Source organism: Rhodoplanes azumiensis (genome assembly GCF_042682915.1).
Lineage (GTDB): Bacteria > Pseudomonadota > Alphaproteobacteria > Rhizobiales > Xanthobacteraceae > Rhodoplanes > Rhodoplanes azumiensis.
In genome coordinates this window covers 40,837-67,143 of sequence record NZ_JBHUIW010000021.1, presented here as the reverse complement: position 1 = coordinate 67,143, position 26,307 = coordinate 40,837, and the positions used below count along the sequence as shown (strand labels likewise).

General features: G+C 71.2%; 23 protein-coding genes and 1 tRNA gene. 11 read left to right on the top strand and 13 right to left on the bottom strand.

Features of this window, described 5'->3' with window-relative positions; genetic code table 11:
• Positions 1–45: 45 nt before the first annotated feature.
• Together ACFSOX_RS17175 and ACFSOX_RS17170 are read left to right on the top strand one after the other, a co-directional pair.
• A complete protein-coding gene (locus tag ACFSOX_RS17175; protein ID WP_378479041.1) occupies positions 46–390 on the top strand; it encodes a hypothetical protein in 345 nt (114 codons plus the stop codon).
• Between the two features lie 315 nt (positions 391–705).
• On the top strand, positions 706–1,401 hold the full coding sequence (locus ACFSOX_RS17170; RefSeq protein ID WP_378479040.1) for a TerC family protein: 696 nt from the start codon (positions 706–708) through the stop codon (positions 1,399–1,401).
• Positions 1,402–1,501: 100 nt separating this feature from the next.
• On the opposite strand, the gene ACFSOX_RS17165 is transcribed toward ACFSOX_RS17170, so the two are convergent.
• The gene (locus tag ACFSOX_RS17165; protein WP_378479039.1) at positions 1,502–1,858 is read right to left on the bottom strand and encodes a hypothetical protein; all 357 of its coding nucleotides are present in this window, start codon (positions 1,856–1,858) and stop codon (positions 1,502–1,504) included.
• A gap of 377 nt (positions 1,859–2,235) precedes the next feature.
• Between ACFSOX_RS17165 and ACFSOX_RS17160 the strand changes: the two genes are divergently transcribed.
• Positions 2,236–3,513 (top strand): efflux RND transporter periplasmic adaptor subunit, encoded by a 1,278-nt coding sequence (locus ACFSOX_RS17160; RefSeq protein WP_378479038.1) that lies wholly within the window; start codon positions 2,236–2,238, stop codon positions 3,511–3,513.
• 16 nt (positions 3,514–3,529) lie between these two features.
• On the top strand, positions 3,530–6,700 hold the full coding sequence (locus ACFSOX_RS17155) for an efflux RND transporter permease subunit (protein WP_378479037.1): 3,171 nt from the start codon (positions 3,530–3,532) through the stop codon (positions 6,698–6,700).
• A gap of 208 nt (positions 6,701–6,908) precedes the next feature.
• Here the strand turns inward: ACFSOX_RS17155 and ACFSOX_RS17150 are convergent, their stop codons facing one another.
• The 3 genes from ACFSOX_RS17150 to ACFSOX_RS17140 all read right to left on the bottom strand — a co-directional run bounded on the left by ACFSOX_RS17150 (position 6,909) and on the right by ACFSOX_RS17140 (position 10,618).
• Positions 6,909–8,018, bottom strand: a complete 1,110-nt coding sequence (locus tag ACFSOX_RS17150; RefSeq protein ID WP_378479036.1) for an adenylate/guanylate cyclase domain-containing protein — start codon at positions 8,016–8,018, stop codon at positions 6,909–6,911.
• A gap of 288 nt (positions 8,019–8,306) precedes the next feature.
• Positions 8,307–8,684 carry a response regulator gene (locus ACFSOX_RS17145; protein WP_378479035.1) on the bottom strand — a complete coding sequence of 126 codons (378 nt, stop codon included), beginning with the start codon at positions 8,682–8,684 and terminating at the stop codon, positions 8,307–8,309.
• Positions 8,681–10,618 carry a sensor histidine kinase gene (locus ACFSOX_RS17140; protein ID WP_378479034.1) on the bottom strand — a complete coding sequence of 646 codons (1,938 nt, stop codon included), beginning with the start codon at positions 10,616–10,618 and terminating at the stop codon, positions 8,681–8,683. Before ACFSOX_RS17140 ends, ACFSOX_RS17145 begins: the two co-directional genes overlap by 4 nt.
• Positions 10,619–10,869: 251 nt before the next feature.
• Here ACFSOX_RS17140 and ACFSOX_RS17135 point away from each other — a divergent pair, with 251 nt between their 5' ends.
• The gene (locus ACFSOX_RS17135) at positions 10,870–11,130 is read left to right on the top strand and encodes a hypothetical protein (RefSeq protein WP_378479033.1); all 261 of its coding nucleotides are present in this window, start codon (positions 10,870–10,872) and stop codon (positions 11,128–11,130) included.
• 222 nt (positions 11,131–11,352) lie between these two features.
• On the opposite strand, the gene ACFSOX_RS17130 is transcribed toward ACFSOX_RS17135, so the two are convergent.
• Both ACFSOX_RS17130 and ACFSOX_RS17125 read right to left on the bottom strand, forming a co-directional pair.
• The gene (locus ACFSOX_RS17130; RefSeq protein WP_378479032.1) at positions 11,353–11,919 is read right to left on the bottom strand and encodes an NADPH-dependent FMN reductase; all 567 of its coding nucleotides are present in this window, start codon (positions 11,917–11,919) and stop codon (positions 11,353–11,355) included.
• Positions 11,920–12,217: 298 nt separating this feature from the next.
• Positions 12,218–12,294, bottom strand: a tRNA-Pro gene (locus ACFSOX_RS17125).
• A 62-nt stretch (positions 12,295–12,356) separates the two neighbouring features.
• On the opposite strand from ACFSOX_RS17125, the gene ACFSOX_RS17120 reads away from it, so the two are divergent.
• Both ACFSOX_RS17120 and ACFSOX_RS17115 read left to right on the top strand, forming a co-directional pair.
• Positions 12,357–13,370, top strand: coding sequence for an L-threonylcarbamoyladenylate synthase (locus tag ACFSOX_RS17120; RefSeq protein WP_378479031.1), 1,014 nt, complete (start codon positions 12,357–12,359; stop codon positions 13,368–13,370).
• Between the two features lie 131 nt (positions 13,371–13,501).
• Positions 13,502–14,923 (top strand): FAD-binding oxidoreductase, encoded by a 1,422-nt coding sequence (locus ACFSOX_RS17115; RefSeq protein ID WP_378479030.1) that lies wholly within the window; start codon positions 13,502–13,504, stop codon positions 14,921–14,923.
• 224 nt (positions 14,924–15,147) lie between these two features.
• On the opposite strand, the gene ACFSOX_RS17110 is transcribed toward ACFSOX_RS17115, so the two are convergent.
• The 3 genes from ACFSOX_RS17110 to ACFSOX_RS17100 all read right to left on the bottom strand — a co-directional run bounded on the left by ACFSOX_RS17110 (position 15,148) and on the right by ACFSOX_RS17100 (position 17,483).
• The gene (locus tag ACFSOX_RS17110; protein WP_378479029.1) at positions 15,148–16,140 is read right to left on the bottom strand and encodes a Bug family tripartite tricarboxylate transporter substrate binding protein; all 993 of its coding nucleotides are present in this window, start codon (positions 16,138–16,140) and stop codon (positions 15,148–15,150) included.
• 74 nt (positions 16,141–16,214) lie between these two features.
• Positions 16,215–16,634: a cupin domain-containing protein gene (locus tag ACFSOX_RS17105; protein ID WP_378479028.1), complete on the bottom strand. Its 420-nt coding sequence runs from the start codon at positions 16,632–16,634 to the stop codon at positions 16,215–16,217.
• A gap of 39 nt (positions 16,635–16,673) precedes the next feature.
• The gene (locus ACFSOX_RS17100) at positions 16,674–17,483 is read right to left on the bottom strand and encodes an SDR family NAD(P)-dependent oxidoreductase (protein ID WP_378479027.1); all 810 of its coding nucleotides are present in this window, start codon (positions 17,481–17,483) and stop codon (positions 16,674–16,676) included.
• Positions 17,484–17,748: 265 nt separating this feature from the next.
• Here ACFSOX_RS17100 and ACFSOX_RS17095 point away from each other — a divergent pair, with 265 nt between their 5' ends.
• A complete protein-coding gene (locus ACFSOX_RS17095) occupies positions 17,749–18,717 on the top strand; it encodes an AraC-like ligand-binding domain-containing protein (protein WP_378479026.1) in 969 nt (322 codons plus the stop codon).
• Between the two features lie 137 nt (positions 18,718–18,854).
• A complete protein-coding gene (locus ACFSOX_RS17090; protein WP_378479025.1) occupies positions 18,855–19,520 on the top strand; it encodes a HupE/UreJ family protein in 666 nt (221 codons plus the stop codon).
• Between the two features lie 46 nt (positions 19,521–19,566).
• Here ACFSOX_RS17090 and ACFSOX_RS17085 read toward each other — a convergent pair whose 3' ends face one another.
• Complete coding sequence (locus ACFSOX_RS17085) at positions 19,567–19,965, bottom strand: hypothetical protein (protein ID WP_378479024.1); 399 nt, start codon at positions 19,963–19,965, stop codon at positions 19,567–19,569.
• Between the two features lie 34 nt (positions 19,966–19,999).
• On the bottom strand, positions 20,000–22,696 hold the full coding sequence (locus ACFSOX_RS17080) for an HWE histidine kinase domain-containing protein (RefSeq protein ID WP_378479023.1): 2,697 nt from the start codon (positions 22,694–22,696) through the stop codon (positions 20,000–20,002).
• 278 nt (positions 22,697–22,974) lie between these two features.
• Here ACFSOX_RS17080 and ACFSOX_RS17075 point away from each other — a divergent pair, with 278 nt between their 5' ends.
• Entirely contained in the window at positions 22,975–23,718 is a 744-nt protein-coding gene (locus ACFSOX_RS17075) for a Crp/Fnr family transcriptional regulator (RefSeq protein ID WP_378479022.1), read from the top strand.
• Between the two features lie 206 nt (positions 23,719–23,924).
• On the opposite strand, the gene ACFSOX_RS17070 is transcribed toward ACFSOX_RS17075, so the two are convergent.
• Entirely contained in the window at positions 23,925–24,908 is a 984-nt protein-coding gene (locus tag ACFSOX_RS17070) for a Bug family tripartite tricarboxylate transporter substrate binding protein (RefSeq protein ID WP_378479021.1), read from the bottom strand.
• Positions 24,909–25,077: 169 nt separating this feature from the next.
• Positions 25,078–25,461, bottom strand: a complete 384-nt coding sequence (locus ACFSOX_RS17065) for a BA14K family protein (RefSeq protein WP_378479020.1) — start codon at positions 25,459–25,461, stop codon at positions 25,078–25,080.
• A 177-nt stretch (positions 25,462–25,638) separates the two neighbouring features.
• Here ACFSOX_RS17065 and ACFSOX_RS17060 point away from each other — a divergent pair, with 177 nt between their 5' ends.
• Positions 25,639–26,262 (top strand): LysE family translocator, encoded by a 624-nt coding sequence (locus ACFSOX_RS17060; protein ID WP_378479019.1) that lies wholly within the window; start codon positions 25,639–25,641, stop codon positions 26,260–26,262.
• Positions 26,263–26,307 lie beyond the last annotated feature (45 nt).

Genomic DNA, 26,307 nt, shown 5'->3' with positions numbered 1-26,307 from the left:
TCCCATCCTTGGGCCGGCGCCCGTCTGCGTCACGAGGAGGGCCCGATGTCGCTTCTCCATCCGTCCTACGATCACGCTCCGCTCCGCCGCGAAGGCTCCGGCCCGCGCATGTTCGGGGTGTATTCGCTCGCCGCCGTGCTGCTCGTCGTGCTGGTCGCGCGCCTCCTGCCGAGCGCGCTGGCGCTGCCGGCGCTCAGCCTCGCCGCCCTCGCCGCCGCCGGGATCGTCGCGCTCGTCGCGAGGCTGCGGAACGAGCCGCACAACGGGGGCGTCACGAGCTGGGACGTCGCCGGCGTGCTCGCGCTGGTCGGCTTCTCGGCCGCCATGCTGAGCGAGGCCGAGCACGTCGTGTCGGCCTTCGGCCACACGTTGGTGGCGATGGCGCATTGACGATGCCGTGTTGACACCCGTTCGGGAGTCGAGGTTGCGAACGATCGCGTTCGTGTGAGTCTTCGGGCGCCGATCCGCTCGCGGATCGCGTCCCGGCCGGTCCGGGCCCCTCTGGCAGCGTCCTGCTGCGATGTCGGACTGGAAGTCCCTTGGGAGTGGCCCGGTGCTGTTCGTCCTTCCCTTCGGCGCGGACCCGCGTCACGGTGAGCATTGCTCGCCGCGGTGCAGCCGTGCTCCGACGGCATCGCCTCAGGGTCTCTCCCGCCCCGAATCGGACGCCCCGCGCGGGCGCATCAGCAGCAGGAGAGCGATTGAATGTGGGAGACCTTCAGCACCGAGTTCCTGACGAGCAGCGCGCTCACCGCGCTGGCCCAGGTCGTGATGATCGACTTGGTGCTGGCCGGCGACAACGCCATCGTCATCGGCCTCGCCGCCGCCGGCCTTCCGCGCGAGCAGCGGGCGCGCGCCATCCTGCTCGGCATCGGTGCCGCGACCCTGCTGCGCATCGGCTTCGCCGCCGCCACCACCCAGCTCCTGCAGATCGTCGGGCTGCTGCTCGCCGGCGGCCTGCTGCTCCTGTGGGTGTGCTGGAAGATGTGGCGCGAGCTGCAGGCCCAGCACGTGGTGGCGAGCGACGCCTCCGGCCGCATCGACGACGTGCGCATCAATCCCGACGGCACGCTGAGCGCGGTGACGCGGCAGAAGACCTTCGCGCAGGCGGCGTGGCAGATCGTCGTCGCCGACATCTCGATGTCGCTCGACAACGTGCTGGCGGTCGCCGGCGCGGCGCGCGAGCATCCCTGGGTGTTGATCTTCGGCCTCGGCCTGTCGATCGCCTTGATGGGCATCGCGGCGAACTACATCGCCGCGCTGCTGCAGCGGCACCGGTGGATCGCCTATGTGGGCCTTGCCGTGATTCTCTACGTGTCGCTGGAGATGATCTGGCGCGGCGGCCACGAGATCTGGCCGATCGTCGGTGCGTTCATCGGCGTGTCGCCGGCGGCGGGCTGACGTCGGCGGGCGATGACCGGCGGATCACCTCGGCCTGCGACCCTCTCCCAAATGCAGGAGGTCGCAGGCCGACACCTCGATCAACTGGCGACGATCCAGCTCACTTCTTCCCGAAGGACTCCCGGAAGGCGTCGAACTTGCCGCCGGTGGGCTTCGGCTTGTCGGTCTCCTTGGCCGGCTCGCAGGGGACGATGCCCTTGTCGACGATCTGCTGGGTGCGGTTGTCGACCGTATATTCGCGGCAGTTCCCGAAATAGTCGGCCTTCACCATCATGCGGCCCCAGCGGCGGACCTCGGCCTCGGGCGGGCCGGAGGGGCCGAGCAGCCGGGTGGTGAGCGGGACATAGCCGAGCTGGCGGGCGCCGACCTCCCAGCCGACCAGGGTGACGACCACCAGCCCCGCCGCATAGGCGGAGACGAACAGAAGCCCGCGTCGGGCATGGTGGGGACTGGTCATGGTCTCGTGTTTCGACCTTAGACCTGATCGGTTAATCGGCATTTGCGGTTTCGCCTCGATCTGTCGGCGTCGGTCGTTTTCCGCGGTGCGGCACGGCCGCCGGCGCACCATCGGTCTGGTACGGGCGACGGTGCCCCGACCAGGCGCGTCGCGGCGGCGCGCGCGGTCGGGGCCGCGAAACGACTTGCGAACCGAAAGCTGGTATAAGCGGCTTGCGTCGCGCGGTTCGCCCGGTCGGGTGGTCCGTCGCCGGATGCGCCGGCCCGCGCGGCCGGACCTCGTTCCTGGTGAAAGCCGCTCGATCCGGGTCCGCGACGCGCGAGTCCGGTGCGGGCAAGGTCTGGAAGGACGCCGTGACTGCACTGGTTCGATCTGTCGTGACGGCCTCCGCCGTCGCCCTCCCCCTCGTGCTTTCGGCCTGCGGCGAGCAGAATCGATATGTCGCGCCGCCGCCCCCCAAGGTCTCGGTGGCCAAGCCCGTGCAGCAGCCGGTGACCCGCTTCCTGGAAGCGACCGGCTCCACGGCCGCCGTCAACTCGGCGGACCTCGTCGCCCGGGTGAACGGCTTCGTCCAGGGCATCAGCTACAACGACGGCGACTACGTGAAGCAGGGCACGCTCCTGTTCACCATCGAGCCGGAGCCCTACAGGGTGAAGGTCGAGCAGGCCAAGGCGGCCGAGCTCGGCGCCGAGGCCAATCTCAAGCAGCAGCAGATCGTCTACGACCGCCAGGTCGACCTCGTCGCCAAGCAGGCGAGCCCGCAGTCGCTGCTCGACCAGGCGACCGCCCAGCGCGACACCGCCCAGGCCAATCTCGACCAGTCCAAGGCCAACACCATGCTGGCCGTCATCAACGACGGCTACACCCGCGTCACCGCGCCGTTCGACGGCGTCGTCACGGCCCGCCAGGTGTCGCTCGGCCAGTATGTCGGAGCCAACGGCCAGCCGACCACGCTCGCCACCATCGTGCAGCTCGAGCCGATCTGGGTGAACTTCACCGTCAGCGAGACCGACGTGCAGCGCATCCGCGACGAGATGGCGCGCCGCGGCCTCACCCGCGACGACATCAAGAAGGTGCCGATCGAGATCGCCACCCAGACCGAGACCGGCTACCCGCATGTCGGCACGCTCGACTACGTGGCGCCGAACGTGACGACCTCGACGGGCACGCTGCAGGCCCGCGCCGTGCTGGCCAACAAGGACCGCAGCCTGCTGCCCGGCTATTTCGTGCGGGTGCGGATCCCGATCGAGCGCATCCCGTCGGGCCTCTTGGTGCCCGACACGGCGATCGGCAGCGACCAGGGCGGCCGCTACGTGCTGGTGGTCGCCGCCGACGGCACGGTCGAGCAGCGCAAGGTCCAGGTCGGACCGCAGATCGGCGAGCTGCGCGTCGTCGAGTCCGGCCTGACGGCGGACGACCGCATCGTCGTCGCCGGATCGCTGCGCGCCGTGCCGGGCCAGAAGGTCGACCCGCAGCTCACGACGCTCACGGCGCCCCCTCCGGTGACGCTGCCGGAGGCCCCGCCGGCGCCGCCGCCGCTGCCCAACACGCTGCCGGCCGCGCCGATCGTGACCGCGCCGAAGCTTCCGGCGGCGCCCGACGTGCAGCCGCAGCCGGTGCCGGGCGGCCTGCCGCGCCCCAAGACCATGCAGTGACCCGGGCGACCCACGCATGATCTCGAAATTCTTCATCGAGCGGCCGGTTCTCGCGAACGTCTTGGCCATCCTGATGATCGTGATCGGCGCCGTCGCGCTCCTGCGGCTGCCGGTCTCGCAGTATCCCGACGTGGTGCCGCCCACCGTCTCGGTGACGACCAGCTATCCGGGCGCCAGCGCCCGCACCGTGATCGACACCGTGGCCCTGCCGATCGAGCAGCAGGTCAACGGCGTGCAGGGCATGATCTACATGCAGTCCTACGCCGGGTCGGACGGCAGCTACAGCCTGGTCGTGACCTTCGAGATCGGCACCGATCTCGACATGGCGCAGGTGCTGGTCCAGAACCGCGTGGCGACCGCCCTGTCGCAGCTGCCGCAGTCGGTGCAGGTGCAGGGCGTCACCGTCCAGAAGAAGATGACGTCGATCCTGCAGATCGTCACGCTCACCTCGCCGGACAATCGCTACGACAGCCTCTATCTCGCCAACTACGCCACCATAAGGCTGCACGACGAGATCTCGCGCCTGCCCGGCGTCGGCAACGTCAACGTGTTCGGCGCCGGCCAGTACTCGATGCGGGTGTGGCTCGATCCCAATCGCATGCAGGCGCGCTCGCTCACCACCCAGGACGTCGTGCAGGCGCTGCAGGGCCAGAACCAGCAGGTGACGGCCGGCCAGATCGGCATGCCGCCGGCCCCGAAGGCGCAGAACTTCCAGTACACGCTCGACGTGCTCGGCCGCCTCGACGATCCCGACCAGTTCGCCGCCATCATCGTCAAGACCGGTGACAACGGCAATGTGACGCGGGTGCGCGACATCGGCCGGGTCGAGCTCGGCGCCCAGACCTACAGCCAGATCTTCACCCAGGACGGCCAGCCCTCCGCCGGCATCGCCATCTTCCAGTCGCCCGGCGCCAACGCGCTCGACGTCGCGAGCCGGGTCGACGCCAAGATGAAGGCGCTCGCCAAGGACTTCCCGCCGGGGCTGGTCTACGGCATCCCGTTCGACACGACCCTGTTCGTCACCGCCTCGATCAACGAGGTCTACAAGACCCTCTACGAGGCGGCGATCCTGGTGCTGATCGTGATCCTGCTCTTCCTGCAGGACTGGCGCGCCATGCTGGTGCCGGCGACGACCGTGCCGGTGACCATCATCGGTGCGTTCGCCGGCATGGCGGCGCTCGGCTTCACCGTCAACCTCTCGACCCTGTTCGCCATCGTGCTGGCGATCGGCATCGTGGTCGACGACGCCATCGTCGTGGTGGAAGGCGCCGCCCACAACATCGAGAAGGGCATGAGCGGGCACGACGCCGCGATCAGCGCCATGGCGATCCTGCTCGGGCCGATCATCGGCATCACGCTGGTGCTGATGGCCGTGTTCCTGCCGGCCGCCTTCCTGCCCGGCCTGACCGGGCGCATGTACGCGCAGTTCGCCCTCGTCATCGCCGCGACGGCGCTTCTGTCCGCCATCAACGCCCTGACGCTCAAGCCGACCCAGGCCGCGACCTGGCTGCGTGCCCCGGTGCCGCCGGAGCGGCGCAACGCCTTCTTCCGCGGCTTCAACGCCGTCTACGGCAAGGCCGAGCACCTCTACACCGGCCTGATCAGCCGCATGGTGGCGAAGAGCGCCACCATGGCCGTGCTGGCGCTCGTCATCATCGGCGGCGCCTTCTGGGGATTCACGCGCGTCGCGACCGGCTTCCTGCCGATCGAGGACCAGGGCTATCTGGTGGCCAGCGTCCAGCTTCCCGACGGCGCCTCGCTGACCCGCACCCAAGCCGTGCTCGATCAGGTCAGCGCGATCGCCGGCAAGACGCCGGGCGTCCGCCAGGTGATCACCATCGCGGGCGTGTCGGTGCTCGACAACTCCGCCTCGCTCGCCAATGCGGGCGTCGCCTACATCATGCTCGACGACTGGGACAAGCGCGGCAAGGCCGAGGGCCTGCGCCCGCTGCTGATCGGGCTCAACACGACGCTCGGCGAGATCCAGGAGGCGAAGATTCTCGTGGTGCCGCCGCCGCCCATCCAGGGCGTCGGCAACGCCGGCGGCGTCACCATGCAGATCGAGCTGCGCGACGGCAGCTTCGACCTGCCCAAGCTGCAGGGCATGGTGGACACGTTCGTCGCCAACGCCTCGACCCAGTCGCAGATCCAGCGGGTCATCTCGACCTTCCGGTCGAGCGCGCCGCAATACAGGGTCGAGGTCGACCGGGTGAAGACCGAGACCCTGCAGGTGTCGCTCGACCAGGTGTTCCAGACGCTCGCCGGCTATCTCGGCTCCACCTACGTCGACCAGTTCAACAAGTTCGGCCGCGTCTTCCAGGTCTATGTCCAGGCCGACTCCGACTTCCGCCAGCGGCTCGACGACGTCCGCAACCTGACGGTCCGCAACGTGAAGGGCGACATGATCCCGCTCGGCACGCTGATGACCATCACGCCGACCGTCGGGGCGCCTCTGATCAGCCTGTACAACCTCTATCCCTCCGCCACCGTGGTGGCGCTGCCGGCGGCCGGCGTCTCGACCGGCCAGACCATGCGGCTGATGGAGGAGATCGCGGCCCGCACCCTGCCGCCCGGCGCCGGCATCGAATGGACGGCGATGTCGTATCAGGAGAAGATCGTCGGCAACCAGATGTTCGTCGTCTTCGCGCTGTCGATCCTGCTGGTCTATCTGGTACTCGCCGGCCAGTACGAGAGCTGGTGGGCGCCGATCTCGGTGGTGCTCGCCGTGCCGCTGTCGCTGCTGGGACCGGTCGCGGTGCTCAACGCCCTCAAGGTCGACAACAACCTCTACGTCCAGATCGGCCTCGTGCTCCTGATCGCGCTCTCCGCCAAGAACGCCATCCTGATCGTCGAGTTCGCACGCGAGACGCGAGCGGCCGGCAAGAGCATCGTCGAGTCGGCGATCGAAGGGGCGCGCGAGCGATTCCGGCCGATCCTGATGACGTCCTTCGCGTTCATCCTCGGCGTCGCGCCGCTGGTCGTCGCGACCGGCGCCGGCGCCTCGGCGCGGGCCTCGATCGGCGTCACGGTGTTCTCCGGCATGATCGCCTCGACGTGCCTGGCCGTGCTGTTCGTGCCGTCCTTCTTCGTGCTGATGCAGCGGTGGGAAGAGCACCTCCTGGTCCGCAAGGCCGCGAAGGCGGGGGTGAAGAAGGACGGCGAGCAGACCGCGACGCCGGCGCAGTGAGGGGTGGTCATCCCGGGACGGCGCCATCGGATCCGGCCTGCGGCCGGCCCGACGACAGGCTCCGCGCCGAGCCCGGGATCCATGCCTCCCGTCTCTCGTCACGTCTCCGGCGCGCACCAGCGCGTCGATTGCGGGGGCATTCCGGGTTCGCGGCGTCGTCGGGCCTCGGAACGACGGCGACCTGATCAGACGGAATTGGTCGGCCGTCTCATCCCTCGCGCCAGCGCAGCGCGTCGAAGGCCGGCACCGGCTTGGCGAATCCCTTCAGCTCCAGCGGGCCGACCGGCGTCGCCTCGCAATGCGGCTCGACCGCGGCGAGGACACGCTGGCTGATCAGCACCTGCCCGGGCTTCGCCGCCGCGCACAGGCGATGCGCGAGGCTGACGACGCTGCCGATCGCCGTGTATTCGCGACGCTGATCGAAGCCGATCTCGCCGAGCGTCGCGTAACCGACCGCGACCGACGCACCGAAGCCGACCGTGTGGCCGCGCCGCCGCCACGTCTCGCCGAGCGTCACCATGGCGTCGCGCATCTCGAGCGCCAGCCGCACGCCGCGTGACGAGTGGTCCGGGCAGGGCAGGGGATCGTTGAAGATCACCATCACGCCGTCGCCGGCGAAGCGCTCCAGCGTGCCCTCGTGACGGAAGATCAGTTCGCCGACGCACTGGTGATACTCGCCCAGCACCGTCATCACGTCCTCGGGCTCCGACGCCTCGGTGAGCGCCGTGAAGCCACGCAGGTCGCAGCACACCACCGTGATCTCGCGGCGGTGGCTGGCGAGCGCGCCGCCGCCTTCGCGTGACACGATCTCGGCGAGCTGCGGCGGCAGGAAGCGGCGCAGCCGGCCGATCCGTTCGATCTCGGCCACCTGGGCGGCGACGCGCGCCTCCAGCGAGCGGTTGGCGGCGGCCAGCGCCTCGGCCTGCGCGGCGAGCTTCTCGGCCTGCGCGGCGGCGAGATCGTTCAGCGCCTTGATTCGGAGGAGCGAGCGCACGCGCGCCACCAGCGCGGCCTGATCGAACGGCTTGGTGAGATAGTCGTCGGCGCCGGCCTCGAGCCCGACGATCACGTCGCGGGTGTCGGCCTTGGCCGTCACCAGCACGACCGGCACGAAGCGCAGCGCTGCGTCGGCCTTCAGCGCCTTCAGCACCGCGATGCCGTCGAGCTTCGGCATCATGATGTCGAGCAGAACGAGGTCGGGCGCCTCGGCCCGGGCGCGCGCGAGCCCCGCCTCGCCGTCTTGCGCCGTGATCACGTCATAGCCTTTCGCGGTCAGGCGCGTGCGAAGAATGTCCAGATTCTCCGGCGCGTCGTCCACGGCGAGAATTTTTGGCGGGGAGTGCATGTCAACGCCGACCGTCTGTCCGCGTCGGCGGGCGGAGGTGTGTTGCGTCGCGTGTGCCCGGCACCCTCTCCCTGAGGGAGAGGGTCGGGCGCGCACGACGTGCGCGACCGGGGTGAGGGTTTACGGCGCCAGTTGGACGGCTCGGCACCCCCTCACCCGGATCTCGCGCCAAAGCGCGAGATCCGACCTCTCCCCGCTGGGGAGAGGTGAAATGAAGCGCATCGCCGCAACCATTCTTGTCGTGAGGAGCCCGGCGCATCGTCATTTTTCGCCCGCCTGGCCCAGCAGTTCCTTCACCTTGGCGAGGAGCTGGCGCGGGCTGAAGGGTTTCGTCACGTAGGCGTCGCACCCGGCGGCGCGCGCCTTCTCCTCGTCGCCGGCGAGCGCATAGGAGGTCACGGCGATGATCGGGGTCGCCCGCAGCGCCGGGTCGGCCTTGATGCGGCGCGCCGCCTCGTAGCCGTCGACGATCGGCAATTGCATGTCCATCAGGATCAGGTCGGGCTTCTCTTCGAGCGCCAGCGCGACGCCGCGCGCGCCGTCGCCGGCCTCGGCCAACGTGAAGCCCGCATGGGTGAGCAGATCGCGCAGGATGCGGCGGTTGTCCTCGGTGTCCTCGATCACCAGGATGCGGCTCACGGCCCCGCTCCCGTCGCGGGCGTGGTCACCGTTGCTTCACCCGGCGCGGCCGGGCCGGCCCGCGCGTCACCGATCGCGGGCTCGGCCGCCGGATGCGCGATCTCGGCCTTCACGGGCACCTGCACCACGAAGGTCGAGCCGACGCCGACCTCGGAGTCGAGCGTGATCGTGCCGCCGTGCATCTCGACCAGGCGCCGTGCGATGGCCAGCCCGAGCCCGGTGCCGCCCTTCTGGCGCGTGGTGGAATTGTCGACCTGCTGGAACGCGTCGAACACCCGCCTTCGGTCCTCCGGCGCGATGCCGGGGCCGGTGTCTCGCACCGTGACCACGAACCGCCCGTCGGTCGCGGCGACGCGGACCGCGACGGTGCCGTGCTCCGTGAACTTGATGGCGTTGCCCACGATGTTGAGGAACACCTGGGTCAGCCTCCTCTCGTCGCCGTGCCCGAGCGGCAGATCGTCGGCAATGTCGGCGGTCAGTTCAAGGCCCTTGGCGCGGGCGAGCGACTCGGTCGCGGCGACCACCTGCTCGACGACCCCGCGCATCGAGTAGACGTCCGGCGACAGCGCGAGCTGGCCGGCCTCGATCTTCGACAGGTCGAGCACGTCGTTGATCAGCCCGAGCAGATGGCGGCCGTTCGCCTGCACGCGCTCGAGCACCTCGATCGCCTTCGGCGGCAGGTCGCCGTAGAGCCCGTCGACCAGAAGCTCGGCGTAGCCCAGCACGGCGTTGAGCGGCGTGCGCAGCTCGTGGCTCATGTTGGCGAAGAACTGCGACTTGTGCTCGTTGGCGAGCTCGAGCTGGCGGCTGCGCTCGGCGAGCTCGCGGGTGCGCGCCGCCACGGTCTGCTCCAGCCGGGCGTAGGACTGGTCGAGCTGCGCGGCCATGTGGTTGAACTCGTCGGCCAAGGCCTCGATCTCGTCGCCGGTGCGCACCGCGATGCGGTGCGAGAAGTCGCCTTCGGCGAAATGCGCGGCGCCGGCCGAGAGCGCCCGGATCGGCACCACCATGCGGCGCGCCAGCAGCACGCCGGTCAGCACGGCGAGCAGGATGCAGACGAGGATCAGGCCGGCGATCCGCAGGAGCAGCACGTAGAACGGCTTGAACGCCTCGGCGAGGGGCTGCTCGACCACCATCAGCCAGTCGGTGCGCGGGATGGCGACGGCGGCGGCCAGCACCGAGCGGTCGGCGAGATCGCGCCCGAAGGCGGCGATCCCGGTGGCGCCGCCACCCGGCCGCGCCGCGACCTCGGCGACCGCTTCGGCCACCTGCGGCAGGCCGCCGAGATCGCTGCCGCGCGGCGCCTTGAGCCCGTCCGTGGCGGCGACCAGCCGGCCGCGGGTGCCGAGCACATAGGCGTAGCCCTGGTCGCCGACCGCGAAGGGGGCGATCAGGTCGCGCAGGAAGCGGAGATCGACCTCGGCCACGGTGACGCCGGCATCCTGGCCGGAATGCGCGACGGCGATCGCCACATAGGGGTCGACCTCGTTGCGGAACGTCACCGGCCCGATCCACACCTGCCGGGCCGAAGCCTGCACGAAACGGGGATCGCGCGAAAAATCGGTCCCGGCGATCGCCTCGACCGAGAACCGCGAGACGCGCAGGAGCTCGCGGCCGGTGCCGTCGATCTGCATCAGCTCGTCGATCGCCGGCACCTGCCGGAGGAGCGACACGTAGTCGTTGCGGCGCTGCGCGACGCCGGCGCTGGCCCGCGTCGTCCAGGCGATCTGGCGCTCGATCTCGGCGATCTGCTGGGCGACCCGGGTCGCCGCCGTCTCGGCCTTCTCGGTCTCGAGCTTCACCACGGTGGCGGCGGTCTCGCGATAGGTGAAGCCGACCTCGAGGACGCCGTTGACCAGGAGGACGAACACGGCGAAGCCGACGAACGTGCCGACATACTTGCCGAACAGGCCGCCGCGCAGGCGTGTCCTCATGCTCGAATCCCTGTCGGGCGCATGCCCCTGCCGGACGCCGGGCGACGCGCCGTCCCCCGGCGCCAGCCGGGAACGCCGCGAGTATAGCGGCCCGGCGCCGCCGCGACAGGCGCGCCCTGCGTTGCCCTCTACCGGGTCGGGCGGGGCGCTTGTGTGATCCGCTGCACGGACCCGCCGCGCCGGTCGGGATGGGATGGGAACGAACAGGGCTTTCGCGCAGCTGCGCCGATGACCCCGGCCGGGAGGAGACGATGACAGCGCATGCGGGTCGGAGCCGTTTCGTCGGTGCCGCCTTGGCGGTCGTGCTCGCTTTCGCGGTGACGCTCGCCACGGCCGGCCGGCCGGCGGCGGCGGCTTCGCGGACGATCGCGCCGCAGGCCGCCTGCACGGGTGACGTGTTCCGCCTGTGCGGCAGCGAGGCGCCGCGCGTCGATCAGATCATCGCCTGCCTGAAGAAGGCCCGTCCCGACCTCTCCCCGGCCTGCAAGGCCGTGGTCGACGTGAAGGGATGACTCCAGCGGGTGTCCTCTGCCCGTGCCCCGCGTCCAGCGCGGCTCCCTCTCATCGGCGGGGAGAGGGGTGGGGCGAGGGGGCGCCGACGCCGATGGGTTCATCGAGAGGGCGGTACCCCCTCACCCGGAGCTCGCGCTGTCGCGCGAGCCCCGACCTCTCCCCGCCGGGGAGAGGCGAAACGAGGGTGCCGCGGCCTCAGCACTCCACACGGTCCGTCGCGGTCACTTCGCGTGCAGCGGCTTCAGGGCGGCGGCCCACTTGTGCAGTTCGTCCAAGACCTCGGTGCTGGCGGTGGTCTGGATGTCGTTCGGCGTGAAGACGCCGTCCTTGATCTGCGGAAAGACGAACGGGATCACCACCGCCTCGAGAATCGGCATCACCTTCAGGGTGGTGAGGATCTGCTTGGTCATCTGCACGGCGCGGATGCCGCCCGAGACGCCGCCGTAGCTGACGAAGGCGGCCGGCTTGTAGGTCCACTCCGAGTAGACGTAGTTGAGCGCGTTGAGGAGCGCCGGCGTGGGGCCGAAATTGTACTCCGGGGTGACGAACACATAGGCGTCCGCCGCCTTGACGCTTTCGCTCCACGCCTTGGTGTGGGCCTTCTCGTATTTCTGCATCTTCGGGTGATGCGGCTCGTCGTAGACCGGCAGGGCGAAGTCGGCGAGGTCGACCAGATGGGCGTCGAAGGCGCCGTGCGCCTTGGCGCGGTCGTGGAACCAACGGGCGACGGCGGGGCCGACGCGGCCGGGGCGGGTGCTGGCGACGATGGTGTGGAGGCGAAGGGTCACGAGGGTCTCGCTTATGGCTCGGGTCGAGGGTGAAGGAATGTCCCCGCCCCCATAAAGGAACCCGAACGCCGATCCGCAAGACGTTACCGCCGCGTGACGGCCTCGCGGCACCCGGCGGCTCGTCCCGCCCGGCCCGCCGCGGCCGCATACCCGACGCCGGTGACCCGACGGGATGCATGTCGGACGCGATCCCTGTCAGACGGGATGCCCGTCAGACGGGATGCCTGTCAGGAGTGCGTTGACTTGCGGGCGCCGGCGGGCCTAACCCACGGCCGTGCCGCATCGTCGGTCGGCGGAATGGTCGGAGTGGCAGGATTTGAACCTGCGACCCCCTCGTCCCGAACGAGGTGCGCTACCAGACTGCGCTACACTCCGTCCCGCCGGTGAGGACGGTCTTATAGCCAAGCGAATCCGCGCCGGCAAGCACGGGAGTCGATGTGACTGCGACGATTTTCACGCGCGTCCTGGCGGCAGGCGACGCGGCGGCCACGACCGCCGCGCGCGTTCTGCGGGACGGCGGACTGGTGGCTTTTCCGACGGAAACCGTCTACGGGCTCGGCGCCGACGCGACGAATGCGGCCGCGGTGGCGCGCCTCTACGCCGCCAAGGGGCGGCCGCGCTTCAATCCGCTGATCGCGCATGTCCCGGATGCGGCAGCCGCATGGGCGCTCGGCCGGGCCGATTCGGCCGCCGAAAAGCTCGCCGCCGCCTTCTGGCCGGGACCGCTGACGCTGGTCGTCGCGAAGGCCGGCGGCTGCCCGGTCTGCGACCTCGCCACGGCCGGGCTCGACACGCTGGCGCTGCGCGTGCCCGACCACCCGGTCGCTCAGGCGATTCTCGCGGCCTGCGGCCGGCCCGTGGTGGCGCCCTCGGCGAATCGCTCCGGCCATGTCTCCCCCACCACGGCCGCGCACGTGGTCGGCGACCTCGCCGGCCGCATCGACCTGGTGGTCGACGGCGGGGCGACGCCGGTCGGGGTCGAATCGACGATCGTCGCGTGCCTGGGCGGCACGCCGCGGCTGCTGCGTCCCGGCGGCGTGCCCCGCGAGGCCTTGGAGGCGGCGCTGGGCGGCCCGGTCGCCGACCCGCCGGCGGCCGTTGCCGCGCCGTCGCCGGGCGTCGTGCCGGAGGCAGGGCCGATCGCCCCCGGCATGCTGAGCTCGCACTATGCGCCGCGCGCCCTCCTGCGGCTGCGGGCCAAGACGGTGGCGCCCGGCGAGGCGCTGCTCGCCTTCGGTCCGACCTTGCCGGCCGGCGCCGAGCACGCCAGCGCGGTGCTGAATCTCTCGGCGAGCGGCGACCTCGCCGAGGCGGCGGCGGCGCTGTTCGCCCATCTGCGCGCGCTGGACGCCTCCGGCGCCCCGGTCATCGCCGTCGCGCCGATCCCCCGCCACGGGCTGGGCGCCGCCATCGCCGATCGCCTCGCCCGCGCCGCCGCCCCGCGGGGATGAGCGTCCGCTTGTCCTGCCTTAACCTCTTCCCGTGCGCGGGAAGAGGGAAGAAGGCTCGCCGTCCCGGACATGCACCCATCCCCACCGTCTCCGGAACGCGCTAGAGTGCGCGTCCCATGGACGTTCCCCGCATGCCCCCGCGCGCCGCCCCGCTCTCTCCCGACACCCTCGCACGTTTCGTCGCGATCGTCGGCGAGCGCCACGCCGTGATCGATCCGGCCGAGCAGGCCGCGTATCTGGAGGAGCCGCGCGGGCTCTATCACGGGGCGACGCCCGTGGTGCTGCGCCCCGGCTCGACCGAGGAGGTCGCGGAGATCCTGCGGCTCGCCACCGCGCTCGGCGTGCCGGTCGTGCCGCAGGGCGGAAACACCGGGCTGGTCGGCGGGCAGATCCCGCACGACGGCGAGATCCTGCTCTCGCTCAAGCGGCTCGACCGCATCCGCGAGATCGATCCCGCCTCCAGCACCATGACGGCCGAGGCCGGCGTCGTGCTGCAGGCCGCGCAGAACGCGGCCGCCGCCGTCGATCGGCTGTTCCCGCTGTCGCTCGGCGCCGAGGGGAGCTGCACGATCGGCGGCAACCTCTCGACCAATGCGGGCGGCACGGCGGCGCTCGCTTACGGGGTGGCGCGCGACCTCGTGCTCGGGCTCGAGGTGGTGCTGCCGGACGGGCGCGTCTGGCACGGCCTCAACAAGCTCAAGAAGGACAACACCGGCTACGACCTGAAGCACCTGTTCATGGGCGCCGAGGGCACGCTCGGCGTCATCACGGCGGCCGTGCTGAAGCTGTTCCCGGCGCCGAAGGCGGTCGAGACCGCGTTCGTCGCGGTCGGTTCGCCCGAGGCCGCGCTGGCGCTGTTCGGGCTCGCGCAGGGGCGCGCCGGCGCGAGCCTCACGAGCTTCGAGCTGATGGCGCGCATCTGCCTCGACATGGCGCTCCGCCACGGCACGGGCCTGCGCGATCCGCTGACGACCCCGTCGCCCTGGTACGTGCTGATCGAGCTCTCCTCGGGCGCCCGCGACGGTCTTCGCGATCTCCTGGAGCAGACGCTGGAGCTCGCGCTGGAGCAGGATCTCGTCACCGACGCCGTGATGGCGGAGAGCCTGGAGCACCGCGCCGCCTTCTGGCGGCTGCGCGAGTTCGTCTCCGACGCGCAACGCTACGAGGGCGGCTCGATCAAGCAGGACGTCTCGGTGCCGGTCGCCGCCGTGCCGGACTTCATCCGCGCGGCGAGCGCCGCGGTGGCGAAACTGATCCCCGGCTGCCGGCCGGTGCCGTTCGGCCATCTCGGCGACGGCAACATCCACTTCAACGTCAGCCAGCCGGTCGGCGCCGACAAGGCGGCGTTCCTGGCGCGCTGGGACGCGATCTCGGACGCGGTGTTCGCCGAGGTGCTGTCCCGCGGCGGGTCGATCTCGGCCGAGCACGGCATCGGCGTGATGAAGCGCGACTATCTCCCGCGCATCAAGGATCCGGTCGCGCTCGACCTGATGCGGAGCTTCAAACAGGTGCTCGACCCGGCCGGGATTCTCAATCCCGGCAAGGTGGTGTGAGGCCGACCGTCGTCAGCCTCGGCACCGGCCGTCGTCATGGCCGGGCTCGTCCCGGCCATCCACGATCTTGGTCTTGCGAAACTGAAAAATCGTGGATGCCCTTGACGAGCGCGGGCATGACGAAGCCGAGGATCTGAAGGCTGCCAGGAGGGACGGTGGCTGCCCGGCGTCGGGGCGAGCGCCGCGCCCGGGACACGAGATACCCTCCGCGGCGGCCGCGTCTCTCACTGGCCCTTGTACTCGGTCGGCTTGGTGTCGGCGATCCGGATCAGCGTCTCGGCCGCCTTGCGATCCTCGGCCAGGAACGCGACGAAGTCCTTCGGCCCGGTCGGCGCCGACATCACCGCCTGCTGGTCGAGGAAGGCCTTGAACTTCGGCTCCTCGAACAGCGTCTTGAACGCCGCGGCGAGCCGGTCGATCGCCTCCGGCGGCGTCCCCTTCGGGGCGCCGAGGCCCCACCAGCCGATGCCCGGATAGCCGGCGAGCCCGGCCTCGACCGCGGTCGGTACGTCGGGCAGTAGCGGCGAGCGCGTCGTCGACGACACGGCGAGCGCCTTCACCTTGCCGCTCTGCAGGGCGGCGAGGAAGTTGCCGACGCCGAACCGCGTCACCTGCGCCTCGTTCGCCATCAGGGCCTGGGCGGCCGGGCCGCCGCCCTTGTAGGGGATGCCCTGCACCTTGGCGTCCCACTGGTTGTTCATCCAGCGCAGGAACAGGTCCGGCAGCGAGCCTTCGCCGAGGGTCGCGTAGTTGAGCGCGGCCGGCTGCGCTTGGATCTTCGCCTTCAGCTCGGCGACCGACGCGACGCCGAGCTCCGACGACACGAACACGCCCTCGATCAGGAAGAACAGCCGACCGACCGGCGCGATGTCGTCCGGATTGTAGGGCAGCTTGGCGAACAGCAGCGGGTTGTACGACATCGTGTTGTGATAGACGGCGCAGAACGTGTGCGCGTCCGGCGCCGACTGGGCACACGCCGTCGCGCCGAGAATGCCGGCGGCACCGCCCTTGTTCTCGATGATGATCGGCTGGCCGAGGCGCGGCTGCAGCTCGTTCGCCGCCGCGCGCAAGATCACGTCGGTGACGCTGCCGGCGGCGATCGGCACGATCATGCGGATCGGCTTCTGCGGCCAGCCCTGCGCCCCGGCGCCGAGCGTGCCGGCACCCAGAAGACCTGCAGCGAGGCAGGCGACGGCGAGGCGGATCGGGTGTCTCATGTTCGCTTCCTCTTGACGTCGTCGTTATCGTTGTCGTTGTCGTGTTCGTCGTCGCCGGGCGGCCGCGGCGCCGATCACTCGGTGTCCTTCGCGGCGCGGGTGCCGTAGAGGCCGTGCGACGTGTCCTTCACGGTGAAGAAGACGACGTCGGCGTCGGGGCCGGCATGGCCGCCGTGGACGACGCCGCCCGGCTGGTAGATCACGGTGCCGGGGCCGGCCACGAAGAACTGGCCGTCGACCTCGGCGTGCATCACGCCCTCGATGATGTAGGTCCACTGCTCGTTGGGATGGCTGTGCCGCTCCGTCACCTCGCCGGCCTTCAGCCGCACGAGGCCGCACATCATCCGTTCGCCCTCGACCACCTTGCCGGTCGCCGAGGTGTAGCCGCGACCGACGTCGAGCGAGGCGATCGAGGTGAGATCGAACACGTATTCCTTCTCGCCCGCCTTGGTGACCTGGGGCTTTCCGGCGGTCGGCGGAGTCTTCTCGGTCATGGCCGCGTCCTTCTCGGGTGACTCGTTCTTTGGACGTGATCAGGTGAAATACGCGCCCTTGTCGGCGACGATGAACTGGCCCGTGATCGCGTCGCTCGCGTGCGAGCACAGGAAGACCAGCGGGCCGGCGAGGTCGTCCGGCGTCACGTCCTCGGGGATCGCGCGGGCGGCGCGGATCGTCGTGATCAGCTCCGGCTTCGCCGTGAAGGCGGCGCCGGCCGCCGGATTGGCGACCAGCCCGGTCGCCAGTGTGTTGACCCGGATGCCCTGCGGCCCGAGCTCGCGGGCGAGCGCCCGGGTGAGCGCCAGCACGCCGCCCTTCATGCTCACGTAATGGAGCCGGTTGGGCAGGCCCTCCTGCATCGTCGTCGAGCCGATGTTGACGATCTTGCCCCAGCCGTTGCGGGCCATGCGGGGGGCCGCCGCCTTGGCGCACAGGAAGCTGCCGCGCAGCCCGACCGCCATCACCTGGTCCCACGCCGCGACGTCGAGCGCGGCGAGCGGCACCGGCGGGATGTTGGAGCCGACGACGGCGTTGTTGACCAGGATGTCGAGCCGGCCGAACTCGGCTTCGGCGGCCGCCGCCATCGCCTCCACGGCCGCCTCGTCTGTCACATCGACCGTGACGGCGACAGCGCGGCCGCCGTTCTGGCGCAACGCCTCCGCCACCGGCTCCGCGTCGACGACGTCGGCGACCACCACGCTCGCCCCCTCGGCCGCGAGCGCGGCCGCGAACACGGCGCCGAGCGCCGCCTTCGGTCCGAACGCCGCGCCGGTGACGACGGCGACCAGCCCGTCGAGACGGCCGGTGCTGCGGTGCAGCGACGCGGGGGCGGGCATGACGGTCATGGCGGCTCCTGTCGGGTCGGGCGAGTCCCGTCTCGCGCCGGCGCAACGGCGCGCCGCGCCGGCGCGAGACGACGCTCTGCATGCCCAACTCTGCATGCCGAGTCGGCGGGGTCAAAGCGGCAGCGGCAGTCTTGCGCTCACGCGACAGAGTTCGTGCGCCCGGCCGACAGGGCGCCCGCAGCCCGCCGCCCGCGTGTTGCGGCCGGCCGGGACTGCCCATAGGATCGCGCAAAAGCGACAAGATCGACACGTCCGGGAGGCGCGCATGGTCAGGGTCGATCCGGGGCTCGCCCCCGCCGAGAAGCAGCGGCTCTGGCAGGACGCCATCGCCGGGCATTTCGGCGACGCCGATCTCTCCATTCGTCGTCCCGACCGCTTCGCCGGCCGCATCGTCACGCTCGGCGAAGGGCCGATCCGCCTGGTCGAGGTGGCGAGCGACAACGAGATCGGGGTGCGCACCCGCCGCCATGCCGCGCAGGCGCGCGACGAGGTGTTCGTGGTCGCCCTGGTGAACCGCGGCCGGGTGTCGTTCGAGCAGCGCGGCCGCAGCTGCGTGCTGACCGACGGCATGGCGACGCTGTTCGCCGCCTCCGAGCCCTACGTCATCCGCCACGACGATCCGGCCGACGTGATCAATCTCACGGCGCCGGCGTCGCTGCTGCAGTCCTTCGTGCGACGGCCGCACGACCATGTCTGCCGCGCCGTGTCGACCCGCGGCCTGGTCGGCAAGGTCTCGCGCGACCTGATGGTCGGGCTCGCGGAAACGGCGCGTGCTCCTGTGCGGCCCGGTGCCGCCGACGCGGCGTCCACGTCCGGCCCGCTTCGGCTCGCGCTGGCGAGCATCGCGGTGCTGCTCGCGGAAGGGCAGGCCGCGCCGTCCGGCCTCGGCGACCGGCAGGCTGCGATGATGCGGCGGTGTCGCGAGATCATCGCCGCCTCGCTCGCCGAGCCGGAGCTCGGGCCGGCTCTCCTGGCGCAACGCATGGGCGTGTCGGTGCGCTGCCTGCACGGCCTGTTCCGGGCGGCCGGCACCACGGTCTGCGACGATGTGCTGGAGGCGCGGCTCGCCCGCAGCCTGCAGGTGCTCGGCGACCCCGCCACCGCGACGTTGCGGCTGAAGGAGATCGCCTTCACCAGCGGCTTCGCCACGCCGTCGGTGTTCGCGGCGCAGTTCAAGCGGCGCTACGGGCGGACACCCGGCGAGATGCGCCGCGTGCTGCTCGCCGGCCGCTGAGCCGCGCTCGCAGCCTCGTCGTCTCGCCGCGGATCGATGGTTGGCGCCGGTCCTTCGGTTCGGTAATCTCGCGCGATCGGACGCGGCACGGTGACGCCGGGGCGGCCGCGTCCGGCCCCGACCCCAGGAGATCATCGATGCTGCCGCATGCCCGCGCCGTGACGCCCGTCCGCGCCGTCCGCCCTCGCGCTGTCGCTCGCCCTCGCGCCGTCGGTCGGGCCAGCGCGCTCGCCGGGGCACTCCTGATTCTCGGCGCCACCGCCGCCGCGGCCCATGTCGGTCAGGCGCCGCATGTCCACGGCTTCGCCGACGGGTTCATGCATCCGCTGTTCGGGATCGACCACCTCGCCGCCATGCTGGCGGTCGGCCTGTGGTCGGCGACGCTGGGCGGCGTGGCGCTCCTCGCCGTGCCGGCGGCCTTCGTCGCGCTGCTGGTCGTCGGTGCCGTGCTGGGCGCCACCGGCGTGCCGTTGCCCGCCGTCGAGCCGGCCATCACGGCCTCGGTGATCGTGCTCGGGCTCCTGGTCGCGCTCGCCGTGCGGCTGCCGGTGTTGCCGGCGGCCCTGCTGGTCGGCGCCTTCGGCCTCGTCCACGGCTACGCCCATGGCGCCGAGATGCCGGCGGCGGCGAGCCCCCTCGCCTACGGGCTCGGCTTCGTCGTCGCCACCGCGCTGCTGCATGCGGCCGGCATCGGGCTCGGCGTCGCACTCGGCCGCATTGCCGAGGTCCGGGCCGGTCTCGGCATGGCCCGCCTCGCCGGGGCCTGCGTGGCCGGCGTCGGCCTGGTGCTCGCCTTCGCCTGACGACGGCGTCCTCCGACGCCTCCGCCTCCGGCATCCCGGATCGGCCTCAGCGGCAGATCCGCGCGTCGGCGAGGCTGCGGAAATCCGTGCCCGTGGCGGCACTGTCCGGGCCCTTCACCCAGACCATCACGTTGGTTTCGGACGCCGCCGTGCTGCCGCAGCGCATGTGCACCGAGTAGATGGTGCCGGGCGTCGCGGCCCGCTCCTCGACCCACTCGACCGGGCAGGTCTCGCCGCCCTTCGCATAGCTGCGGGCGGTCAGCACGAAGCCGCTGCCGGCCGGCGCCGGGCAGCTCCCGGTCGCCGCGATCCAGGTGCCGCGCAGGCTCTCCGGCACCTCGGAATGCCGCACGTCGGCGACGGCCCCGGTCGTCGCCCCGGTCGTCGCTCCGGTCGTCGCCGCGGCGAGCAGGAGCCCCGCCGCCATCACCTTCGAGATTTGCATAGCGCACCCGCCGCTGTGAAGTCGTCGCGGTATCTTAGTCCAAGGCACGCGATCCGGCATCCGCCGTGTCGGGCGCGACGGCGTCCGGGCGGACGGGGCGGCGGCCGTCATGGTCGACGTCGGGCGCGAAGGGCTCGAGCAGCATGCGCAGGGTCTCGGCCGTGTAGGGCTTTCGCAGCCGCGGCGTCTCGGCGAATTCGGGCGGGAACGCCGCCAGCTCGCCATAGCCGGTGGCGAAGGCGAACGGCACGCCGAGCGTGCGCAACCGCGTCGCGATCGAGAAGCTCGTCTCGGCCCCGAGATTGACGTCGAGCAGGGCGAAGTCGGGCGGCCGCGTCTCGATCGTGGCGAGCGCGTCGGCGGACGAGGCGGCCGTGCGCACCGCATCGACGCCGAGCCGGCGCAGCATGTCCTCGGCGTCGAGCGCGATGATCATGGTGTCCTCGACCAGGAGCACGTCCTGCGGCACCCGGCCGGGCGGCGGCGCCGCCTCGATCGGCGTCGCGTCGGTCTGGCGGCCGCCCGGCGCCGGGCGGGCAAAGCCGCCGGGAACGACGAAGCGGGCGACGAGCCCGGTCGGGGCGTAGTCGACCGTCGCCTCGCCCTTGAGGTCGTGGCGGATCGAGCGCTCGATCACGGTCGAGCCGAAGCCGCGGCGTGTCGGCGGGGCGACCCGGGGACCGCCGGTCTCGCGCCAGCGCAGCGCCAGGGCGCCGTCGGGGCGGAAGCCGACCGCGATGTCGACGCGGCCGCGCTGGTCGCTCAACGCGCCGTATTTCGCCGAGTTCGTGATCATCTCGTGGACGACGAGCGCGATCGTGGTGAACGCCTCCGGCTCGATCAGCACGTCGGGGCCGACGATGCGGACCCGCTCGCCCTTGCCGCCGAGATACGCCGCCGCTTCGGCGGCGACCAGGTTGCGCAGCGACGCCGGTCCCCACTGGTCCGCCGTGATCTGGTCGTGGGCGCGGGCGAGTGCCTGGATGCGACCGCCCACCACCTCGGTGAAGGTCTCGATGGTGGTCGCCGAATCGCGGCTCTGGGTGATCACGCCGCGGATCAGACCGAGAATGTTGCGAATGCGATGATTCAGCTCGGCGATCAGCAGATCCTGCCGCTCGACGGCGCGGCGGCGCTCCTCCTCGGTGAGGTCGGAGAGCTGCAGGATCACCTCCAGCAGGCTGACGCGGAGCTGCTCGGCGATGCGGCATTCGACCGGCAGCCAGGGCAGCGACTGGCCCGTGACGGTCTCCTTCCACAGGTCGAAGCTCTTGCGCGGCGTCAGACGATCGCCGTTCGGGCCGAACGCCTTCGGGGCGCGGGGATCACCGGCCCAGGTGACGGTGCGGGCGACCTCGCGGCGGAAGAACACCAGATAATCGCGAGCCGGGCGCGACAGCGGCACCACCAGCATGCCGGCGGCGCGCGCGGCGAAGGCACGGCCGGGCGGATGCTCGTCGCCGATGGCGTGCACGGCGTGCACCCGCTCGATCGATTGCGCGTCGATATGCGCCACCAGGTCGAAAAACTCCTCGGCGGTCGGGGTCAGCCCCTTCAGGGTGGCACGGCCGTTCGTCCACACGCCGACGCCGTCGCAGGCGAGCAGATCGGCCATCTCGTCGAGATGGGCGACGACGCTCTCGAACCGTGTCGCCTCGCGCGCCATAGTGCCGACCAGGCGCTGATGCAGGGCCTGGGCGCGCGCCTCGTAGGCCGCCTCGACGGCGCGCTCGCGGTTTTCCAGCACCAGCGCGAACACCTGGGCGAACAATTCGGCGGCGCTGCGCCGGCCGAAGGCGACCCGGTGCGGCGCGTCGTGATGGCAGGCGAACAGGCCCCACAGCTTTCCGTCGCGCAGGATCGACACCGACATCGAGGCGCGCACGCCGATGTTGCGCAGATACTCGACATGGATCGACGAGACGCTGCGCAGCATGCTCATCGACAGGTCGAGCGGCGGCCCGTCCGGGGCCGCCGAGACGACCGGCACCGGCACGGCGTCGACGTCGGCGATCAGCCGCAGCACGTTGCGACTGTAGAGTCGGCGCGCCTGGCGCGGGATGTCGGAGGCCGGATAGTGCAGGCCGAGAAACGTGCCGCGGCCGGGATCGACCGCCTCGCCGACCACCTCGCCGGAGCCGTCGTCGTCGAACCGGTAGACCATCACGCGGTCGAAGCCGGTCAGCGCCCGCAGCTCGCGCGCCGCCGTGCGGAAGAAGCTCTTGCGGTCGTCCGCGCGCCGCAGCCGCGTGATCATGTCGCGCACCAGTGCCGGCGCCGCCGTGTCGCTCTCGCCCGTGGTCGGCTCGCACTCGATCACCACCGTGTCGCGCCCCACCGTGTCGCGATCCGCGGTGTCGCGAACCATGGTGTCGCGTGCGTCGCCCGCCTCCGCGTCCGCCGCGACGATGTGGGCGGCGACGTCGCAGACGAGCCCGGGACGGAGCTGCAGCGCGAAGTCGCGCGCCACCAGGTCGCCGGAGATGCCCTGCAGGAGGCCGCGCAGCGTGTGCAGCGCCGCCGGCGTGACGAGACCGTCGAGCGGGCGGCCGATCAGGTCGCCGGCGTCGCAGACGAGCGCCGCGGCGGCGTTCGCCGAGGCGTGCGTGATGGTCCAGTCGTCGGCCGCGACCGCGATCAGAAAGCCGAACGGCTGCACGGCGCCGAGCAGATGGATCGGCTCGCGGTCGCAATTGGTCAGGTCCACGCTCGCGCCGGCGTCGGCTTGCATCGTCGGTCCGATTTGTCGGGACGGAGCCGCCGGTCCGCGGCGGTCGGAATTGCACGTCACGACGCTCATGCCGGCGCTGCGCCGACCCGTGGTGCCGTCGTGTCGGCGGCGTCCGGCGATCCCTCCCGGGAGCGTGATCACCGGATCCGTGAAACCACGTTACCACCGTCGCCGTCGCCGGGTCGGTGCACTTGTGAACATATCGGGACCGTGCGATGCGCTAGAGGAACGTCGCGTCGAACTCGGTCCGTCCTCCAGCAGCGTCGTCCACCCGACCCATGAGCAAGATCACCGGTGCAGCGGCCGCTCGGCCCGACAACAACCTGCTGCAGACGCTACGCGAGGCCGATTACGCGCTGCTCGCGCCGTGGCTCGAGGCGACCGCGCAGGAGGCCAACCAGCTCCTCTACAATCCCGGCGACAACGTCGAGACGGTCCACTTTCCCTGCGGGCCGAGCCTCGTCTCCTATCTGGTCGGCAGCGAGGACGGCCGCGACGTCGAGACCATCCTGGTCGGCCGCGAGGGGGCGGTCGGCGGCATCGTCTCGTTCGGCCATCTGCCGGCCTATTGCCGCATCGTCGTGAAGTACGGCGGCCCGTTCGTGCGTGTACGGGTGACCCAGCTCGAGGCCGCCAAGGCGCGGTCGCCGAGCCTCCGTTACCTGTTCGCCCGCTACGCCGATTGCCTGCTCGCCCAGGTGTTCCAGTCGACCGCCTGCAACGCCGTGCACTCGATCGAGCAGCGCGCCGCCAAGTGGATCGTCTCGGCGATGGACCGCACCGGCGATCATGTCGTGCCGCTCACCCACGAACAGCTCGCCACCATGCTGGGGGTGGGCCGCAGCTACACCAGCCGCGTCATGCAGGGGTTCCGGGCCGACCGGATTCTCGAGACGCGGCGCGGCGCCGTGGTGGTGCGCGACCGCGAGGCCCTGAAGGCACGCGCCTGCCTGTGCAACGAATCGGTGAAGGCCCATTTCGACGCCGTTCTGCGCGGCGTCTATCCGACGAGCGAGGAGTAGTGCTCACCCTCTCCCGAAGGGAGAGGGTCGGGCGCGCCGACAGGCGCGCACGGGGTGAGGGGTTAGGGCACCAGTTGGTGAGCGCGGCACCTCTCACCCGGAGCTCGCGCTGTCGCGCGAGCCCCGACCTCTCCCCGCTGGGGAGAGGTGAAGATCTTGCTTCCACCGAAGCGTCGAGACAACGAGACTCGATCGTTGGTTCCTGATCACTTCGCCTCGACAAGATTGGCGAGCCGCACCACCTCGGCCCACTTCTTCACCTCGGCGGCGACGAAGTCGGGCATCTCGGCGGTCGGACGGAAGCGGGCGACGACGGCGTTGCGGTCGAAGGTCTCGCGCACCGCGTCGGCCGAGAGCGCGCCCTCGATCGCCGCGGCGAGCTTGGCGACGCGGTCGGCCGGCGTCTTGGCCGGGGCGAAATAGGCGAACCAGGCGTCGGCGTCGACGTCCGGAACGCCCGCCTCGGCGAGCGTCGGGATGTCGGCCATCAGCGGCACGCGGCGCGACGAGGCGATGGCGAGCGCCCGCACCATGCCGCCCTCGAGCTGTCCGCGGATGTTGGCGACCGCGATGAAACCGAAGTCGACGACGCCTGCCATCAGATCCTGGGCGAGCGGGCCGCCGCCCCGATAGGGCACGTGCTGGGCTTCCACGCCGGCCTTGATCTTGAACAGCTCGCAGGCGAGATGCGACGACGAGCCGATGCCGGTCGAGCCGTAGTTCAGCTTGCCGGGCTCGCGCTTCAAGAGCGCCACCAGCTCGGTCGCGGTCGCCACCGGCAGGGTCTTCTTGACCACCAGCGCGTGCGGCACCGTGCAGACCTGGCAGATCGGCACGAAGCTGTCGATCGCGCGATAGCCGAGCGACGGATAGATCGCTTCGTTGGTGCCGTGCGTCTGCTGGGTGCCGAGCACCAGCCGATAGGCGTCCGGATCGGCGAGCGCGACCGCCTGGGCCGCCACCGAGCCGCCGCTGCCGCCGCGGTTTTCCACCACCACGGGCTGGCCGAGCGCCCGTGCCATCGGCTCGCCGATGGCACGGGCGACGAGATCGACGGAGCCGGCCGGTGGATAGGGGACCACCACGGTGACGGGGCGGGTCGGCCAGTCGGTCTGCGCGACGGCGGGACGAGCAAGGGCGGGAACGAGCGCGGCGCCGGCGGCGCCGAGAAACAGGCGGCGATCGAGCATCGGGAGAGTCCGGAAGCGGAGGCGCGGGGCACGCCGGAGCGGCGTTCATAGCCCCCGCGCCCCGCCGCTCGCAAGCCGATCGCGTCGGGCCGGCACCCCGACGGGGGCCGGCACCCCGACGGGGCGGGGCCGGCGCGTTCCGGGCCGCGAGCCCCGTTCACGGACGTCGTCACGGGCAGGCGTGACGATTGCCGTCGTAGCCCAGATAGGTGCCCGAGGTCGGGTCGTAGGACTTGAATCGCTGCCGGCAATAAGCCACCGCGTCGGCATCGCCGCCGCCGTAGCCCGGCGCCGCCGCATAGCCGCCGTAATAGTTCGGCTGCGAGGCGAGCGCACCGCCGATGATCGCACCGGTGGCGAAGCCGGCGATGCCGGCCGCCGCGCCGCGGCCCCAACCGCCGTGCCGGTGGTGGTGGCCGGGACCGCCGTGCCAACCGCCGCCGTGCCAGCCTCGGCCGCCCCAACGCTGCGCCTCGGCCTGCGGCGCGGCGAGCACCAGCGCCGAGCAGAGCGCGAACACGCCGGACGCGAGCTTCATCTTGGTCGAGATCATGAAAACCTCCCGTTCGATGTCGAAACCATCGACGGGACAACGACCTCGGCGCTGCACTGTTGCGTGAAACTTCGGTAAGCTGCACCCCGCTCCGAACACGCGGAAATCGGGTGGCGCCATCGGCCGTCGCGCCGTAGAGCGGACATCCACGACCGACGCCTGTTCACGAGGACCGAGATGCAGCTCTCCGCCGAGTTCATGATCACGTCGCTGATCGTCGTCGCCTCGCCCGGCACCGGGGTGCTCTACACGCTCGCCGCGGGGCTTTCGCGCGGGCGGGGCGCCAGCGTCGCGGCGGCGTTCGGCTGCACGCTCGGCATCGTGCCGCACATGCTCGCCGCCGTGCTCGGGCTCGCCGCCGTGCTGCACACCAGCGCGCTGCTGTTCCAGATCGTGAAGTGGCTCGGGGTCGCGTACCTCCTGGCGATGGCGTGGCAGACGCTGCGCGCGCACGGCGCGCTGCGCGTCGAGACGGACGGTGCGCCGAAGAACCGGTCGAGCCGCGACATCGTGATCACGGCCGTGCTGGTCAACATCCTCAATCCGAAGCTGTCGCTGTTCTTCGTCGCCTTCCTGCCGCAATTCGTGGCGACCGGCGAGACGGCGCCGCTCCTGCGCATGCTGGAGCTGTCCGCCGTCTTCATGCTGATGACGTTCGCCGTGTTCGTCGTCTACGGCGTCGCGGCGGCGGCGGTGCGCACCCACGTGATCACGCGGCCGGCCGTGCTCGCCTGGATGCGTCGTGCCTTCGCGGCCGCGTTCGTCGCGCTCGGCGCCAAGCTGGCGCTGGCGGAGCGGTGAGCGGATCGTGTCGCACCGACGCCGAACCTGACGCCGCTCATTCCC